The 15,765-nt window shown below is 67.9% G+C and carries 18 protein-coding genes; 7 read left to right on the top strand and 11 right to left on the bottom strand.

Annotated features, from left to right (window positions below; genetic code table 11):
* The first annotated feature begins 8 nt into the window (after positions 1 to 8).
* Entirely contained in the window at positions 9 to 2,210 is a 2,202-nt protein-coding gene (gene parC, locus VEA62_RS15380; protein WP_324823429.1) for a DNA topoisomerase IV subunit A, read from the top strand.
* Here parC and VEA62_RS15385 read toward each other — a convergent pair.
* Positions 2,194 to 2,625: a hypothetical protein gene (locus VEA62_RS15385; protein WP_324823430.1), complete on the bottom strand. Its 432-nt coding sequence runs from the start codon at positions 2,623 to 2,625 to the stop codon at positions 2,194 to 2,196. The two genes, parC and VEA62_RS15385, sit on opposite strands and share 17 nt — an antisense overlap.
* 144 nt (positions 2,626 to 2,769) lie before the next feature.
* On the opposite strand from VEA62_RS15385, the gene VEA62_RS15390 reads away from it, so the two are divergent.
* Positions 2,770 to 3,348 (top strand): LemA family protein, encoded by a 579-nt coding sequence (locus tag VEA62_RS15390; protein ID WP_324823432.1) that lies wholly within the window; start codon positions 2,770 to 2,772, stop codon positions 3,346 to 3,348.
* Positions 3,349 to 3,359: 11 nt separating this feature from the next.
* Positions 3,360 to 4,382, top strand: a complete 1,023-nt coding sequence (locus VEA62_RS15395) for a M48 family metallopeptidase (RefSeq protein ID WP_324823434.1) — start codon at positions 3,360 to 3,362, stop codon at positions 4,380 to 4,382.
* Here the strand turns inward: VEA62_RS15395 and VEA62_RS15400 are convergent.
* Together VEA62_RS15400 and VEA62_RS15405 are read right to left on the bottom strand one after the other, a co-directional pair.
* Positions 4,379 to 5,116, bottom strand: coding sequence for an arginyltransferase (locus VEA62_RS15400; protein WP_324823436.1), 738 nt, complete (start codon positions 5,114 to 5,116; stop codon positions 4,379 to 4,381). The genes VEA62_RS15395 and VEA62_RS15400 overlap by 4 nt on opposite strands.
* Before the next feature lie 124 nt (positions 5,117 to 5,240).
* Positions 5,241 to 6,143, bottom strand: a complete 903-nt coding sequence (locus tag VEA62_RS15405) for a flagellar motor protein MotB (protein ID WP_324823438.1) — start codon at positions 6,141 to 6,143, stop codon at positions 5,241 to 5,243.
* Between the two features lie 140 nt (positions 6,144 to 6,283).
* On the opposite strand from VEA62_RS15405, the gene VEA62_RS15410 reads away from it, so the two are divergent.
* From VEA62_RS15410 to VEA62_RS15425, 4 genes are all read left to right on the top strand, one after another.
* Positions 6,284 to 6,784, top strand: a complete 501-nt coding sequence (locus VEA62_RS15410) for a flavin reductase family protein (RefSeq protein WP_324823440.1) — start codon at positions 6,284 to 6,286, stop codon at positions 6,782 to 6,784.
* A 10-nt stretch (positions 6,785 to 6,794) separates the two neighbouring features.
* Entirely contained in the window at positions 6,795 to 7,652 is an 858-nt protein-coding gene (locus VEA62_RS15415; protein WP_324823442.1) for an NAD(P)-dependent oxidoreductase, read from the top strand.
* Positions 7,649 to 8,149 (top strand): hypothetical protein, encoded by a 501-nt coding sequence (locus tag VEA62_RS15420; protein WP_324823444.1) that lies wholly within the window; start codon positions 7,649 to 7,651, stop codon positions 8,147 to 8,149. Before VEA62_RS15415 ends, VEA62_RS15420 begins: the two co-directional genes overlap by 4 nt.
* Before the next feature lie 107 nt (positions 8,150 to 8,256).
* A complete protein-coding gene (locus tag VEA62_RS15425) occupies positions 8,257 to 8,439 on the top strand; it encodes a DUF3606 domain-containing protein (RefSeq protein WP_168048551.1) in 183 nt (60 codons plus the stop codon).
* Between the two features lie 12 nt (positions 8,440 to 8,451).
* On the opposite strand, the gene lpdA is transcribed toward VEA62_RS15425, so the two are convergent.
* From lpdA to VEA62_RS15465, 8 genes are all read right to left on the bottom strand, one after another.
* On the bottom strand, positions 8,452 to 9,855 hold the full coding sequence (gene lpdA, locus VEA62_RS15430; RefSeq protein WP_324823447.1) for a dihydrolipoyl dehydrogenase: 1,404 nt from the start codon (positions 9,853 to 9,855) through the stop codon (positions 8,452 to 8,454).
* Positions 9,856 to 9,936: 81 nt separating this feature from the next.
* Positions 9,937 to 10,872 (bottom strand): hypothetical protein, encoded by a 936-nt coding sequence (locus VEA62_RS15435; protein ID WP_324823448.1) that lies wholly within the window; start codon positions 10,870 to 10,872, stop codon positions 9,937 to 9,939.
* A 47-nt stretch (positions 10,873 to 10,919) separates the two neighbouring features.
* The gene (locus VEA62_RS15440; protein WP_324823450.1) at positions 10,920 to 11,327 is read right to left on the bottom strand and encodes an amino acid-binding protein; all 408 of its coding nucleotides are present in this window, start codon (positions 11,325 to 11,327) and stop codon (positions 10,920 to 10,922) included.
* Positions 11,328 to 11,345: 18 nt separating this feature from the next.
* Complete coding sequence (locus tag VEA62_RS15445; RefSeq protein WP_324823452.1) at positions 11,346 to 12,614, bottom strand: pyruvate dehydrogenase complex dihydrolipoamide acetyltransferase; 1,269 nt, start codon at positions 12,612 to 12,614, stop codon at positions 11,346 to 11,348.
* Positions 12,611 to 12,922: a DUF5076 domain-containing protein gene (locus tag VEA62_RS15450; protein WP_324823454.1), complete on the bottom strand. Its 312-nt coding sequence runs from the start codon at positions 12,920 to 12,922 to the stop codon at positions 12,611 to 12,613. The genes VEA62_RS15445 and VEA62_RS15450 overlap by 4 nt, the downstream gene beginning before the upstream one ends.
* Entirely contained in the window at positions 12,919 to 14,286 is a 1,368-nt protein-coding gene (locus VEA62_RS15455; RefSeq protein ID WP_324823456.1) for a pyruvate dehydrogenase complex E1 component subunit beta, read from the bottom strand. The genes VEA62_RS15450 and VEA62_RS15455 overlap by 4 nt, the downstream gene beginning before the upstream one ends.
* A 3-nt stretch (positions 14,287 to 14,289) precedes the next feature.
* Entirely contained in the window at positions 14,290 to 15,318 is a 1,029-nt protein-coding gene (gene pdhA / locus VEA62_RS15460; RefSeq protein ID WP_324775568.1) for a pyruvate dehydrogenase (acetyl-transferring) E1 component subunit alpha, read from the bottom strand.
* A gap of 113 nt (positions 15,319 to 15,431) precedes the next feature.
* Positions 15,432 to 15,749: an FtsB family cell division protein gene (locus VEA62_RS15465; RefSeq protein WP_414641922.1), complete on the bottom strand. Its 318-nt coding sequence runs from the start codon at positions 15,747 to 15,749 to the stop codon at positions 15,432 to 15,434.
* Between the last annotated feature and the right edge of the window lie 16 nt (positions 15,750 to 15,765).

Consider the following 15,765-nt stretch of genomic DNA (forward strand, 5'->3'; position numbering starts at 1 on the left):
CGGACCTCATGACCGTTCACACCCCGCCGCCGGAAGGCGGTCGCATCATCGACGAACCCATGAGCGAGGCGCTGTCGCGGCGCTATCTCGCCTACGCCCTGTCGACCATTACCAACCGGGCTCTGCCGGATGTGCGCGACGGCTTCAAGCCGGTGCACCGGCGCATCATGTACGCCATGCACCAGATGCGGCTGAACCCGCAGGCGGCGGCGCGCAAATGCGCCAAGGTCGTCGGCGAGGTCATGGGCGGCTACCATCCGCACGGCGACGCCTCGATCTATGACGCCCTGGTCCGCCTGGCGCAGGACTTCTCGCAGCGCTATCCGCTGGTCGACGGCCAAGGCAATTTTGGCAACATCGATGGCGATAGCGCCGCGGCCATGCGCTACACCGAGTGCAAGCTGACGCCCGCCGCCGTCCTGCTGATGGACGGCATCGACCAGCACGCCGTCGACTTCAAGCCGACCTACGACGACCAGGACGAGGAGCCGGTCGTCCTGCCCGCCGGCTTCCCCAACCTGCTGGCCAACGGCTCGTCGGGCATCGCCGTCGGCATGGCCACCTCGATCCCGCCGCACAATGTCGGCGAGCTGATCGACGCCTGCCACCTGCTGCTTGAGCGGCCCGAGGCGACGACCGAGGAGCTGGCCCAGATCGTTCCCGGCCCGGACTTCCCCACCGGCGGCGTCGCCGTCGAGGGCCACGCCTCCATCCTCGACGCCTATGAGACCGGCCGCGGCGGGGTCCGTCTGCGCGCCCGCTGGGAGACCGAGGACCTCGGCCGCGGCGTCTGGCGCATCGTCGTCACCGAGATGCCCTACCAGGTCCAGAAGTCGAAGCTGATCGCCGACCTCGCCGACCTGATCGAGAACAAGAAGGCCCCGCTGCTGGCCGACGTCCGCGACGAGTCGGCCGAGGACATCCGGCTGGTGCTGGAGCCCAAGTCGCGCACCATCGAGCCCGAGGTGCTGATGGAGAGCCTGTTCAAGCTCTCCGACCTCGAGGTGCGCTTCCCGATCAACATGAACGTGCTGGACGCCACCGGCACGCCGCGGGTCATGGGGCTGAAGGCCTGTCTGCAGGCCTTCCTCGATCACCGGCGCGAGGTGCTGGTCCGTCGGGCGCAATGGCGCATCGAGCGGGTCGAGAAGCGGCTGCACCTGCTGGAAGGCCTGCGGATCGTCTTCCTCAACCTCGATGAGGTCATCCGCATCGTCCGTGAGGAGGAGCAGCCCAAGGCCGTGCTGATCGCGCGCTTCGGTCTGACCGAGGCCCAGGCCGACTACATCCTCGATACCCGGCTGCGCCAACTGGCGCGGATCGAGGAAATGGCGATCGAGAACGAATACAAGGAATTGTCTGACGAACTTGCAGCGCTGCAGTCACTGTCGTCGTCGCCGGCGAAGCAGTGGAAGCAGATCGGCAAGGATCTCGAGGCGACGCGCAAGGCGCTGGTCTCGCCGCGCCGGACCACCATCGCCGAGGCTGTCGACTCCTCCGCCATCGCCTCGATCGAGGCCTTCATCCCGCGCGAGGCGATCACCGTCATCCTGTCCGAGCGCGGCTGGATCCGGGCCGCCAAGGGCAAGGTCGACGACCCGTCCGAGCTGAAGTTCAAGGAGGGCGACAGCCTGGCCTTCCTCGTGCCCGCCTACACGACCGACAAGCTGCTGGTGGCGGCGTCCGACGGCCGCATCTTCACCGTCGGCGCCGACAGGCTGGCCTCGGGCCGTGGCCACGGCGAGCCGCTGCGGCTGATGATCGACCTCGACGAGAAGGCCGAGATCGTCAACCTGCTGGCCCACCAGCCGGGCGGGAAACTGCTGGTGGCCTCGAAGGCCGGCTACGGCTTCATCGCCCCCGAGGACGAGCTGCTGGCCCAGAAGCGCGGCGGCAAACAGGTGCTGAACGGCGAGATGTCCGCGGCCATCCGCGTCACGGGCGACCACGTCGCCACGGTCGGCGACAACATCAAGGCGCTGATCTTCCCGCTCGCGGAACTGCCCGAAATGGGCCGCGGCAAGGGCGTCAAGCTGCAGTTCTACAAACAGGGCGGCCTTGCTGACGTCACCGTCTTCGACGGCGCCCACGGCCCCGAATGGGTCGACGGCGGCGGCCGCCGGCGCAACTGGCCCGACTGGAAGGACTGGCTCGGCAAGCGGGCTGGGGCGGGAAGGCAGGGGCCGCGCGGCCTCAGGAAATTCCGCTAGTTCGGACCAGCCTCACCCGTTCGGTCTCACAGGCCGGGATCAGGGCGTACAGTTCCGACAGCGCTGCCCTGAAGCGGGCCATGTCCTGCGCGAACAGCGCCTCCCGCACGGGCCGGAAGGCTTGGCCTCGCGCATCGCTGATAGCCTCCTCGGTGACAGGTTCGGGTATCCGGAGTTCGGGGCCGTACCATTCGGTGAAGAGGGCGAACTGCTGCTCATATCCCCGATAGGTCGCGACGTCAGGATGGTGCTCGAAATGCTCCATCGACGTAGCCGTCGCAGCGGCTCCATAAACACCCGCGCAGCGCACCGAGGTGTCGTAGTCCGCCTGGATTCGATGGAGCCGGTCCTGACTGGATGTCGCACCGGGCAGGGCGATGGCGGCGAGGATGCTGGCAAGGATCACGACACGCATGTGGATGGCTCCGTTCGGCGGTAGCGTGGCCGAACGGTGTTGTGCGCGCAACCGGGGGATGGTGACGCCGATTTCACTATCGGCGGCCCGATATCGGCTCCATATTCAAGCGTGGCCAGAGTCTGGCCTGGATTGGAGATCGATATGCTCACGACCCTGATCGTCATCGCCGTCATCGTCGCCGTCGTGCTGTTCGTCGTCGTCGGCGGCTACAACAGGCTCGTCGCGCTGGACCAGCGCGCCGACCAGTCGTTCGCCGATATCGACGTCCAGCTGAAGCAGCGGCAGGACCTGATCCCCAACCTGGTCGAAACCGTGAAGGGTTATGCGACGCACGAGCGCGGCACCCTCGACGCCGTCACCGCCGCCCGCGCCGCCGCCGCCGGCGCGACCTCGGTCAACGACAAGGTCCAGGCCGAGAACATGCTGACCGGCGCCCTCGGCCGCCTGTTCGCCGTCGCCGAGGCCTATCCCGACCTCAAGGCCAACACGAATTTCCAGCAGCTCCAGTCCGAGCTGTCGGACATCGAGAACAAACTGGCCGCCGCCCGCCGCTTCTTCAACAACGCCGTCAGCGAATTCAACGCCGTGCGCCGCCAGTTCCCCACCGTCCTGTTCGCCGGCATGGTCGGCTTCGGCGCCGACAAGCCTTTCTTCGATCTCGGGGAGGCGGATCGGGCCACCCTGAGCGCGGCGCCGCCGACGGTGAATTTCTCGGCCTGAGGAACTGACCGATGGGCGCCGTCGGGCTCCAGACCCATATCTGGGCGAACAACACCCGCTCGGTCCTGCTGCTCGCCGGCTTCCCCGTACTGGTGGTCTTCATCCTGTACGGGGTGCAGCTGATCCTGATGGGGCTCGGCTTCATGCCCGGCACGGGCCGCGGGCTCGGCGACGACATGGCGCTGGCGGCGTCGTGGCTCGGCTGGACCGTCCCGCTGGCCTTCGTGATCGCCGGCATCTGGTTCGCGATCGCCTACTTCGGCAACCAGGCCATGATCGACGCCCTGACCGGTGCGCGGAAGGTCGAGCGCCGGACTGAGCCCGAGCTGTACAACCTGCTGGAAAACCTCGCCATCTCTCGCGGCCTGCGCACCCCGGCGCTGCGCATGATCGAGACCGACAGCCTCAACGCCTTCGCCACCGGCCTGCACGAGGGCCGCTACAGCGTCACCGTCACCCGCGGGCTCGTCAACACCCTCAGCCGCGATGAGTTGGAGGCGGTGCTGGCCCATGAGTTGACCCATGTGATCAACAAGGACGTGCGGACCATGGTGATCGCCTCGATCTTCGCCGGGATCATCAGCGTCATCGCCGAGATGGTCTTCCGGGGCCTGCTCTATTCGCGCGGCGGCCGGAAGGACAACAAGAACGCCGCGCCGCTGATCCTCATCGGCGTCGCCTTCGCCGTCGTCGGCTTCGTCCTCGCCTTCGTCATCCGGATGATGCTGTCGCGCACCCGCGAGTTCGTCGCCGATGCGGGGGCGGTCGAGCTGACCAAGAACCCGGACGCCATGATCTCGGCCCTGCGCAAGATCGAGGGCCGCTCCTCCATCAAGGGACCGGACGAGTTGCAGCAGATGTTCCTCGACAACCAGCCCGATGGCGCAGGCCTGGAGGGCCTGTTCGCGAGCCATCCGCCTATCCAGAAGCGCATCGACGCGCTGGTGAGGTTCGGCGGCGGGTCCGATCCCGGGCCCTGGTCCGGCGGGGCGGGGGCTTCGCCCTACGACACCTCGGTGCCCGCGGCCGGCTAGGGGAGGCGTTCCCAGCCCAGCCGGGTCAGCTGCTCCAGCGGCCGGAAACCGGCCTTGTAGTCCATCTTCTTCGAACCCCGCACCCAATAGCCCAGATAGACGAAGGGCAGGCCCACCGTCGCCGCCTGCCTGACGTGATCGAGGATGGCGAACCGCCCGAGGCTGCGCGCCTCCAGCGCCGGATCGAAAAAGCTGTAGACCATCGACAGTCCGTCGGAGAGCAGGTCGGTCAGGCACACCCCGACCAGATCCCCCGGTCCGCCGTCCTCGGGGGAGGGCAGGCGGTACTCGATCAGGTGGGTCCGCACCGCCGTATCCTCGACCATGGCCACGTAGTCGAGCCAGCCCATGGTGCTCATGCCGCCGCCCGGGTGCCGGCCGTGCAGATAGCGGCGCAGCAGGTCGAACTGCTCCACCGTCGCCTCGGCCTCGACCAGATCGCGGGTCAGGTCCGCGTTGCGCCTCAGCACCTTGCGTTCGGATCGTGAGAAGCTGAATTCGGGCACCGGCAGGCGCACCGACACGCAGGCGTCGCAGCCCTCGCAGGCCGGGCGATAGGCGATGTTCTGGCTGCGCCGGAACCCGGCCTGGGTCAGCTCATCGTTGACATGCGCCCCCTCGCTGAACGGCAGGTTGGCGAACACCTTGCGTTCGGTCTGGCCCGGCAGATAGGGGCAGGGGGCCACCGAGGTCATGTAGAAGCGAAGCTGGCGCGTGGGTACGAACTGGGTCACGAGGGACAGCTCCCCACCCAAATCCGACGACAGTTTGGCGCCCGTTGCGGCATCTGCTGATTTGGCGCTGCTCCGGCCCGCGCCGCAAGCCCATTCGCCCGACGCCAGAGCGGCGGGCGGGCGCTCACAGGCTGGTGTCCGTGGGCAGCACCGGCGCCTCGCGCAGCAGCACGATGGCGATCCGGCGGTTGCCCGCCAGCGTCGGATCGTCGGGATAGAGGGGGTCAGACCCCGCTTTGCCCGAGACCTGGTAGACCCGGTCGGCGTCGACGCCCGCCGCCTGCAGGATCTGGCGCGAGGCGTTGGCGCGGGCGGCTGACAACGGCCAGTCGTTCGGCCCCGACGCCCGGTTCGACCCCGGCGCCGCCGAGGTGTGGCCGGTCACGGAGATGCGGTTCGGCAGCTGATTGATCACCCGGGAGATGGCCCGCAGCAGCAGCTGGGCGCGTGGATTGGGCCGGGCCGAGTTCTGCTCGAACATCGAACGACCCTCCTGGTCGACCAGCTGGATGCGCAGACCCTCGGGCGTCTGGTCGATGATCAGCTGTTTCGACAGCTCGGCCAGCTCGGGCATCGACTGCATGGCCTGGCGCAGGGATTCCGCCGCTGACGAGAACTCGGCGGCTTCGCGTCGGGCGATCTCGTCGCGCAGGGCCGCCTCGCTGGCGGCGGCGAGGCTCGGGCTCTGTCCCGCCTCCGGCGGCGCGTCCGGCGGGGCCTCGGGGGCGAGTTGGCTGATCACCGTCTGCGAACCGGCCCCCTTGGAGCCGTCGTCGCCCAGCGACGTGCCGCCGAGGATGCCGCCCGAGCCCGACGTCGTGGCGGATACGCTGGCCGGGGCGAAATACTCCGCGATGCCGCGCTTCTGCTCGGGGTCCGTCGTATTGATCAGCCACATCAGCAGGAAGAAGGCCATCATGGCCGTCACGAAGTCGGCATAGGCCACCTTCCAGGCGCCGCCGTGGTGCCCGTGGCCGCCGACCTTCTTGACCTTCTTGATGAGGACCGGACGATCGCTCATGGACATCGGGGGACTCGCGAGACGCTGGTGGTTGCTGCAGAGTCGGCAGTCGGCGTTAAGAACCCGTTTGCGATAAATACGGTCATGAAATCAGGGGTGAAGAATCTGAACTTGCCGGGCGTCCGGCCCTCGCCTAGTCGTGCCGGGTGACCATCCCCGCCGCCCCCGACGCCTTCGACGTTCCGGCCTACCGACGGGCCCTGGGCGGGTTCGCGACCGGCGTCTGCGTCGTCACGGCCCACACCGACGAGGGGCCGTTCGGCATCACGGTCAACTCCTTCACCTCGGTCTCCCTGCGGCCGCCGCTGATCCTGTGGTGCCTCGATCGCGCCTCCTGGCGGCACGACGCCTTCGCCGCGGCGGACCGCTTCGCCGTCCACATGCTGCCGGTGGAGGATCGCGAGATGTCCGACCGGTTCGCCTGGGGCGTCTGCCGGCTGTCCTCGGACGAGTTCGACAGCTCCAGCCCCGAGCCGCCGCGCCTGAAGAACGCCCTGACCCGGCTCGACTGTGTCGCCCGCGACCGCATCGTCATGGGCGACCATCTGACCATCGTCGGCGAGGTCCAGGCCTTTGAAACCCGCCCGGGCGACGCCCTGACCTATTACCGCGGCCGCTACGGCGCCGCGACCGAACCTCAGACGTGAGGACCAGCAGATGAAGATCGGTTTCGCCGGCCTGGGCGTCATGGGCGCTCCCATGGCGCGTCATCTCGTGCAGGCCGGCCACGACGTCGCCGGCTTCAATCGCTCGCCGGCCAAGGCGCGAGCCTGGGCCGGCGCGACCGGCGGCCGGTGCGCCGCGACCGTCGCCGAGGCCGCCGCCGGCGCTGAGCTGTTCATCCTGTGCGTCGGCAATGACGACGACGTGCGGGAGGTCGTGCAAGCGGCCTTGCCGTCGATGGGGGAGGGGGCGGTCCTCGTCGACCACACCACCACCTCCGCCAGGGTGGCCCGCGAAATGGCGGATCTGGCGTCGGAGCAGGGCGCCTTCTTCATCGATGCGCCGGTGTCCGGAGGACAGTCCGGGGCGGAGAACGGCCAGCTCAGCGTCATGGCAGGCGGCGACGCGGCGGCTCTGGCGCGGGCGGAGCCGGTCCTCATGTGTTACGCGAAGGCCGTGAAGCACATGGGCCCGTCGGGCAGCGGCCAGCTGACCAAGATGGTCAACCAGATCGCCATTGCCGGGGTGGTTCAGGGCCTGGCGGAGGCCGTGCATTTCGCCCAGACGGCCGGCCTCGACACCGACGCCGTCTATGACGCGGTGTCGAGGGGCGCGGCCCAGTCCTGGCAGATGGACAATCGCTGGAAGACCGCGGCGGCCGGCCAGTTCGATTTCGGCTTCGCGGTCGACTGGATGCGCAAGGACCTCGGGCTGGTGCTGGACGAGGCGCGCGACAATGGCGCGCGGCTTGCCCTCACAGCCCTGGTCGATCAGTTTTACGCCGAAGTGCAGGCGATGGGGGGATCGCGATGGGACACGTCGAGTCTGGCGGCGAGGCTCCAGAAGCCGTGACCGACATCTGGGCGCTCTGGAACCAGCTGAAGCGCTATTTCCCGACCTGGAGCCTGCTGCCGTCCAGCCTCTACACGCCGGGGGCCTGGGGCTATATGGGCGTGGACTTCATCAGCGGTTTCCGCCGCAATCGCTCGACGCTCCAGGCGTTCGAGCTGCTGTCGGAAGTCGACGACCGGACGTTCGACGCCGTGTCGGCCCTGGCCAACGTCAATGCGCGTCGGCAAGACCAGATGCTGAGGGCCGTGATCATCGCCTATCTGACGATCCCGGTTTCCATCATCGCCATCCTGGCGGAGGTCGCCGGCGACAGCCTGGTGTCGTTCGTGCGCGCCAATCTGGAGACCTCGATCCAGTTCGGAGTGGCGGTCACCTTTGGGCCGCTGGTCTATTATCTGAGCCACTGGCGCTCGCGTCAGATCGTCAGCGTCCTCGACCTGATCCGGATCGAGCGTGGCCAATCGCCATACACCGCTCTGGAACTGCGGCCCGAATAGCTCACCCGGCATTTCGCATAATATATCTTAGGCGCATCACGGCTCAGCCTTTCAGGCTCGCCAAGCGCGCCTCTTCCCGCTACCCCTCCTGCTGACAAGGAGCGACCATGGCGGGCCTGAAGGACAAGCGCGGATTCATCGACAAGGACAGGCTGGACCTGTCCGAGCGCCAGGCCGTCGAATACTGGATGAAGCGCTGGGGCGTGACCCGCGATCAGATCGTCGCCGCCCACCGCAAGGCCGGCCGCATGGTCAAGGACATCGCCGCGGAGCTCGGCAAGAAGCGTTAGCCGCGCGCCGCCCTAGATGTGGAGCACCCGCTGATAGGCATCCAGCGAGGCCTCGTGCATGGCCTCGGACATGGTCGGGTGCGGATAGACGATGCCGTGCATCTCCTCCTCCGTCGCCTCCAGGGCGATGGCGGTGACATAGCCCTGGATCATCTCGGTAACCTCGGCGCCGATCATGTGGGCGCCGATCAGGGCGCCTGTCTTCGCGTCGAAGATGGTCTTGACGAAGCCCTCGATCTCGCCGGCGGCCACGGCCTTGCCATTCACCCTGAAGGGGAACCGGCCGACCTTCACCTCGCGTTTCGCCTCGCGGGCCCCCTGCTCCGTGATCCCGACCGAGGCGACCTGCGGCTGGGCATAGGTGCAGCCGGCGATCGGCGAATGGACGTTCGGCGTCTTGAACCCGGCAATGTGCTCGGCGGCGTGGATGCCCTCGTGCGAGGCCTTGTGCGCCAGCCACGGCGCGCCGGCGCAGTCGCCGATGGCGTACAGGCCCTTCACATTGGTCTGGCAATGGCCGTCGATGGTGATGTGGCCGCGGTCCATGTTCACGCCAAGCGCTTCCAGGCCGATGCCGTCGGTGTTGGCGGTGATGCCGACCGCCGAAATGCAGACCTCGGCCTCGAGGGTCTCGGCCTTGCCGCCGGCCTCGATGGCGACCTGCACGCCCTTCCCGCCCTTCGACACCCTGGTGACCTTGCACCCCGTGCGGAACTTCATCCCGCGCTTCTCGAATGCCTTCTGAGCGGCTTTCGAGACTTCCTCGTCCTCGACCGGCATGATCCGGTCGACCGCTTCCACGATCGTAACATCCACGCCCAATGCTCTGTAGAAGCTGCCGAATTCTACGCCGATGGCGCCTGAGCCGATGACCACGATCGAGGCTGGCATCTTCTTCGGCGCCATCGCTTCGCGATAGGCCCAGATCCTGTCGCCGTCGGCCTCCAGGCCGATCTGGGGGATGGCCTTGGCGCGGGCGCCGACCGCCAGCATGACCGTTTTCGCCTCGACCGTGCGCGAACCGCCGGCCTTGAGCGCGACGACCACCTTCGGCGCGTCCCTGCCCTTCTCCAGTCTGGCCGAGCCCTCGATCACCTCGATCTTGTGCTTCTTCATCAGGAAGGCGACGCCCTTGTTCATCTGGGCGGCGACGCCTCGCGAGCGCTGGATGATGGCGTCGAAATCGAAGGCGACGTTCCCGGCCGACAGGCCATAGTCCTTGAGGTGCGACAGGATCTCGTACTTCTCGCCAGACTTGAGCAGCGCCTTGGTCGGGATACAGCCCCAGTTCAGGCAGATGCCGCCGAGGGCCTCGCGCTCGACGATGGCCGTCTTGAGCCCCAGCTGGCTGGCGCGGATCGCCGCCACATAGCCGCCGGGACCGGAACCGATGACGACCAGATCGAACTCAGCCATGCGAAAATCTCCTTGAGCAGGGCGTCTTAACCCGCCCGAAACGCGAAAGGCACCCTCCCCGAGCCCTTCGGAAACGAAAAGTCAGGCCAAGATGAAGGCGACCAGCGCGCCCAGATCCATCGCTGAGAGCGCCACCACGAGCGCCGCCGGAAACAGAACCAGGCCCACGTAGAGCGCGAGATGGGCCGCGCCCCGCCAGAGCGCCTGCAGGCGACCGACGCCGTAGTAGCGGCTGGCCGCCAGCACGAAATAGCCGAGGTAGGGCAACACCAGCGGCCAGGCCGGCGCCCTTGCTCCGAACTTGTTCGCCAGGGCCAGCGCGATCAGCAGGCTGAAGGCCATGACGTGCGCCCACATGGCGAAGATCAGATGCTCCATCATCAGTCGCCGTCGTCCGAAGAACGGCGCCAGCAGCACGGCGTACAGCGGCATCAGCAGCCAGACGGCGTTCGGCAGCCAGCCTGCCAGACGTTCCGAGATCAGCGCCTGTTCCCGGTTCGACTGGTTCTCGTAGAGCAGGTTCTGGCGGTCCGTATTTGTCTTGGCGCGACGGGCGGCGGCCTCGATCGCGGCAGTGACGGCGGGGTCGATCGCGGGCTCGACCCGCTTCTGCATCCACACCTCGCCCTGGGTCGCATTGTCGAGATGGACGGTCGCCCCATCGGGGTCCGGGCGAGCGGAGACGGGCCTCTCGGGGTCCGTCACCCGGGCGACGTACTGGTACAGCTGCACGTCGGCGAAGTTGAGGGTCAGCAGGAACAGGGCGGTGACGACGACGAACAGCTTGGTCGGCGTCTGGTAGAGCGAGCCGGCCCCGTCGCGGCAGGCCTCGAGCAGCTTTCCCGGTCGCACGGCGAGGGCCACGAGTGTGCGCGCCGTCCGTCCGTCGACAAGGCTGGATTCGGAGAAGGCCTCCGCCGCCCAAGCCCGCAGCGGCCGGGGCCGGGCCAGGGCGTCCTGGCCGCAGGCGTGACAATAGCGACCCGCCAGCTCGACGCCGCAGGCCGGGCAGGCCACTGCAAATGGATCCTGATGCGCCGCCAAATCGCCCCCCGTGCGGGAGCCTAGCCGGGGCCTGTCTCGCGAGTCCACGCCTCGGAGACGGCGCGTCCCCGCGCCATGTCATCGACCACCAGGATCATCTGGTGGTCATGATCGCTGTAGAGAACCTCGATATTGACCCCGGCCTCGGCCATGCGGCGTGTCAACTGCCCCAGTTGGCCGGGAACATCCTGTTTCAGTCTCTGGACCAGGACCTCGCGTTCGGCGACGACCCGGATGCCCGCCGCTTCCAGCGCCGCTCGGGCACGGGGACCGTCGGTGAACAGGAAGTGCGCCACGCCCTTCCCGTCGGCGATCCACGCCCCGCCGCCCTCGATGCTGACACCGCCCCGCGCCAGGGCCTCCCCCATCTCGGCGAGAGCGCCGGGGCGGTCGTCGAGGGCGATGGCGAGGTCTCGCAGGGCGGTCATGTCGGATCTATGCCCGGCCTAGGCCAGCATGGTCACGGGGTCTTCGATCATCGCCTTGAAGACCTGCAGGAATTTCGCACCGATGGCGCCGTCGACGACGCGGTGGTCGCAGGTCAGGGTGACGGTCATCACCGTGGCCACGGCCAGCTGTCCGTTCCTGACGACCGGGCGCTGCTCCCCGGCCCCGACGCTCATGATCGCGCCCTGGGGCTCGTTGATGATCGAGGCGAACGACTTGATGCCGAACATGCCAAGATTGGAGACGCTGAAGGTGCCGCCCTGGAACTCCTCGGGCTTCAGCTTGCGGTCGCGGGCGCGTTTGGCGAGGTCCTTCGACTCAGTGGCGATCTGCGACAGCGTCTTGGTCTCGGCCTTGCGGATGATCGGGGTGATCAGTCCTCCGTCGATCGCCACCGCCATCGCCACGTCGGCGTTGTGGTGCATGGCGATGCCTTCGGGCGAATAGCTGGCGTTGGCTTCCGGCACGGCCTTCAGGGCCATGGCGCTGGCCTTGATGACGAAGTCGTTGACCGAGACCTTGACCCCGTCCTTCTCCAGCATGGCGTTGACGCGGGCGCGGGCGGCCAGCAGGCCGTCGATCTCGCAGTCGATATTGAGCGGGAAATGCGGCACGTCGCGGAAGCTGTCGGTCAGGCGCCGGGCGATGGCCTTGCGCATGCCGTCCAGCGGAACGAGGTCATAGCTGCCGTCGGGGATGCCCATCTGCGCCAGCGACAGGACCTTGCGGGCCTCGCCGGCGGGCGCCGAAGCCGCTGCGGCCGGCTGGGCGCCGCCCTTGCCGGCGCCTTCGACGTCGCGCCTGACGATCCGGCCGTGCGGGCCTGTGCCCTTGACGGTCTTCAGGTCCACGCCGTTCTGCGCGGCGATGCGGCGGGCCAGCGGCGAGGCGAAGACCCGTTCGCCGGCGCTCTTCGCCGGAGCCGCCGGAGCTTTCGCCGCGGCGGAGGACGCCTCGGCCTTCGCCGGTTCGGCCTTCGGGGCTTCCGCTTTCGGGGCCTCACTCTTCGGGGCCGGGGCGGCCGCGCCGCCCTCGTCCTTCAGACGGGCGATGGGCGTGTTGACCTTGACCCCCTCGGTTCCCTCCGCGACGAGGATGTCGGTGACCTCGCCCTCGTCGACGGCCTCGACCTCCATGGTCGCCTTGTCGGTCTCGATCTCGGCGATGACGTCGCCCGCCTTGACCATGTCGCCGACCTTGACGTGCCACTTGGCCAGCACGCCTTCTTCCATGGTGGGCGACAGGGCGGGCATCAGGATATCGGTCATTGCGCGCTCCCTGTCTCGTCCTCGACGACCGTCTTCAGGGCCGGGCCGTTCAGGACGTCCGAAATCCCCGCCAGGATCTTGTTGTAGGCCTGCTTCTCATCCTGACCATGACGGACCTGGTAGGCGTGGGCCATGTGTTGCGCGGCCGTGGCCAGGACCTGTCCGAACCGACGCGGATCGTTGAAGGCGGGCTTGACCGACATGACCGGCTCGCCCTTCGACCACCAGATCCGGATGATCTCGACGGCCTCGGCGTCGGCGGCCACGCTGGCGGGCGTCTTCAGCTGGTATTCCTCGGCCTCGCTCATGCCATCACCTGCTTAACGGCGGCGACGATCTTGTCGACGCCCGGCAGCGACAGGGCTTCGAGATTGGCGGCGTAGGGCAGCGGCACATCTTCCTGATGAACCCGCAACGGTGGGGCGTCGAGGTAGTCGAAGGCGTGCTCGATCACCCGCGCCACGACCTCGGCGCCGACGCCCATCGGACCCCAGCCTTCCTCGGCCGAGACCAGACGGCTGGTCTTCTTGACGCTCTCGACGATGGTCTCGTGGTCGAGCGGGCGCAGGGTGCGCAGGTCGACGACCTCGCAGCTGATCCCCTCTTCCGCCAGCTTATCGGCCGCCTGCAGGGCGAAACCGACCATGCGGCTGTGGGCGGTGATGGTGACGTCAGTCCCCTCGCGCCGGACCTTGGCCTTGCCGATCGGCAGGACGTAGTCCTCGACCTCGGGTACGTCGAACTCCAGCCCGTACATCATCTCGTGCTCGAGGAAGACGACCGGATTCGGGTCGCGGATCGCGGCCTTCAGCAGGCCCTTGGCGTCGGCGGCGTCATACGGGGCGATGACCTTCAGGCCGGGCACCTGGGCGTACCACGCCGAATAGTCCTGGCTGTGCTGGGCGCCGACGCGGCTGGCGGCGCCGTTGGGGCCGCGGAAGACGATGCTGGCGCGGATCTGGCCGCCCGACATGTACAGGGTCTTGGCCGCCGAGTTGATGATGTGGTCGATGGCCTGCATGGCGAAGTTGAAGGTCATGAACTCGACGATCGGCTTCAGCCCCGCCATGGCGGCGCCGACGCCGAGGCCGGCGAAGCCGTGCTCGGTGATCGGGGTGTCGACGACGCGCTTGTCGCCGAACTCCTGCAGCAGCTCGCGGCTGACCTTGTAGGCGCCCTGGTACTGGGCGACTTCCTCGCCGATCAGGAAGACGGCCTCGTCGCGGCGCATCTCCTCGGCCATGGCGTCGCGCAGGGCGTCGCGAATGGTCGTCTTGACCAGTCTGGCGTCGGACGGGATCTCCGGATCGCGCAGTTCGACCTTCGGGCTGGCCGCCGTGTCGTCCTTCTTCTCCGGATCGCCGGACTTGTCGGACGTCGGCTGAGGCGCGGCCGGAGCCGCATCGGCCTTCGGCGCGGGAGCGGCTGCGCCGTCTTCACCCGCCAGACGCGCGATCGGCGTGTTGACCTTCACGTTCTCCGAGCCTTCGGGGACGAGGATTTCCAGAACTTCGCCCTCGTCGACGGCCTCGACCTCCATGGTCGCCTTGTCGGTTTCGATCTCGGCGATCACCTGGCCGGCCGACACGGTGTCGCCCGCCTTGATGTGCCATTTGGTCAGCGTGCCCTCTTCCATCGTGGGCGACAGCGCCGGCATGAGAATGTCGGTCACGAGTCAGGCCTCCACGTAGACGTCGGTGTAGAGCTCGGACGGATCCGGCTCCGGGCTTTCCTGGGCGAACTGCACGGCCTCGGCGACGATGGCCTTGACCTCGTTGTCGATGGCCTTGAGTTCGTCCTCGGTCGCCTTGGCGGCGGCCAGCAGGGTCTTGATGTGGTCGATCGGGTCGCGCGTCGTCTTGACCTGGTCGACCTCCTCCTTGGTGCGGTATTTGGCCGGATCCGACATGGAGTGGCCGCGGTAGCGGTAGGTCTTCATCTCGAGGATGAAGGGGCCGCCCCCTTCCCTCGCCCGCTTGACCGCCCGGGCCACCGCGTCGCGGACCGCCAGGACGTCCATGCCGTCGACCTGCTCGCCGGGGATGCCGAAGCTGGCGCCGCGTTCGCTTAGCTGCGTCGTCGACGACGAGCGCTCGATGCTCGTGCCCATGGCGTACTGGTTGTTCTCGATGATGTAGATGGCCGGCAGCTTCCACAGCTGGGCCATGTTGAAGCTCTCGTAGACCTGGCCCTGGTTGGCCGCGCCGTCGCCGAAATAGACGAAGGCGACCGAGTCATCGCCCCGGTAGCGCCCGGCGAAGGCGAGGCCGGTGCCGAGCGCCACCTGCGCCCCCACGATGCCGTGGCCGCCGTAGAAGCCGGTGGCGGTGTCGAACATGTGCATCGACCCGCCCTTGCCCTTGGACGAGCCGCCGATGCGGCCGGTCAGCTCGGCCATGACCTCTTTCGGGTCCATGCCGGCGCACAGCATGTGGCCGTGGTCGCGGTAGCCCGTGATGATCTTGTCGTGGCCCTGGCGGACGCTTTCCTGCACGCCGACGGCGACGGCCTCCTGGCCGATGTACAGGTGGCAGAAGCCGCCGATCAGGCCCATGCCGTAGAGCTGACCCGCGCGCTCCTCGAAACGGCGGATCAGCACCATCTCGCGATAGAAGCGCAGCAGGTCCTCTTTCGAGGCCGTGGGCGTATTGGGCAACTTGGTCGCCTTGCTGGAATCAGCTTTGGCGGCGGGGGCTTTCGCCATCCGTCATCTCCCGGCTGGGCCGCGGTCTCGGGGCCTCTTGTCGTTACGGAAAGGGGCTTTAGCAGCCTTCGTTCCCGAAAGGCAAAGCCGCCTCACGGGGATGTAACGAAAGTTCACGCCCTCGGCGCGGGGCCTTCAGCCGCAGGGGGCGCCGAGACCCGGATCACGTAGTCGCGGGGGTCGGCGAAACCGAGCACCGCACGGGCCCGCTCCTCGAGCAGGTCTCGTGACAGGCTGTCGGTGCGCAGATAGCGGACGCGGATCTCGAGGTCGCGGCGCTGCTCCAGGATCGTCGCCAGCTGGGCCTCGCGGCGCAGCAGCATGGCGTCACGCTCGCCGCCGCTCAGCAGGCCGCGCTCCCCCGTCAGGGCCTGAACGCCCAGGTAGGCGATCAGCAGCAGCAGCATGGCTGACGGGAAATACGGCTTCATCCGCTCGGGCACTGAC

The sequence above is a fragment of the Brevundimonas sp. genome (assembly GCF_035627475.1).
Classification (GTDB): Bacteria; Pseudomonadota; Alphaproteobacteria; order Caulobacterales; family Caulobacteraceae; genus Brevundimonas.

What these genes read in the sequence shown, in the direction of transcription:
- parC (WP_324823429.1), top strand. Translation starts at nt 9, where the DNA reads ATGACCGTTCACACCCCGCCGCCGGAAGGCGGTCGCATCATCGACGAA.
- VEA62_RS15385 (WP_324823430.1), bottom strand. Translation starts at nt 2,625, where the DNA reads ATGCGTGTCGTGATCCTTGCCAGCATCCTCGCCGCCATCGCCCTGCCC.
- VEA62_RS15390 (WP_324823432.1), top strand. Translation starts at nt 2,770, where the DNA reads ATGCTCACGACCCTGATCGTCATCGCCGTCATCGTCGCCGTCGTGCTG.
- VEA62_RS15395 (WP_324823434.1), top strand. Translation starts at nt 3,360, where the DNA reads ATGGGCGCCGTCGGGCTCCAGACCCATATCTGGGCGAACAACACCCGC.
- VEA62_RS15405 (WP_324823438.1), bottom strand. Translation starts at nt 6,143, where the DNA reads ATGTCCATGAGCGATCGTCCGGTCCTCATCAAGAAGGTCAAGAAGGTC.
- VEA62_RS15415 (WP_324823442.1), top strand. Translation starts at nt 6,795, where the DNA reads ATGAAGATCGGTTTCGCCGGCCTGGGCGTCATGGGCGCTCCCATGGCG.
- VEA62_RS15425 (WP_168048551.1), top strand. Translation starts at nt 8,257, where the DNA reads ATGGCGGGCCTGAAGGACAAGCGCGGATTCATCGACAAGGACAGGCTG.
- lpdA (WP_324823447.1), bottom strand. Translation starts at nt 9,855, where the DNA reads ATGGCTGAGTTCGATCTGGTCGTCATCGGTTCCGGTCCCGGCGGCTAT.
- VEA62_RS15440 (WP_324823450.1), bottom strand. Translation starts at nt 11,327, where the DNA reads ATGACCGCCCTGCGAGACCTCGCCATCGCCCTCGACGACCGCCCCGGC.
- VEA62_RS15445 (WP_324823452.1), bottom strand. Translation starts at nt 12,614, where the DNA reads ATGACCGATATCCTGATGCCCGCCCTGTCGCCCACCATGGAAGAAGGC.
- VEA62_RS15450 (WP_324823454.1), bottom strand. Translation starts at nt 12,922, where the DNA reads ATGAGCGAGGCCGAGGAATACCAGCTGAAGACGCCCGCCAGCGTGGCC.
- pdhA (WP_324775568.1), bottom strand. Translation starts at nt 15,318, where the DNA reads ATGGCGAAAGCCCCCGCCGCCAAAGCTGATTCCAGCAAGGCGACCAAG.
- VEA62_RS15465 (WP_414641922.1), bottom strand. Translation starts at nt 15,749, where the DNA reads ATGAAGCCGTATTTCCCGTCAGCCATGCTGCTGCTGCTGATCGCCTAC.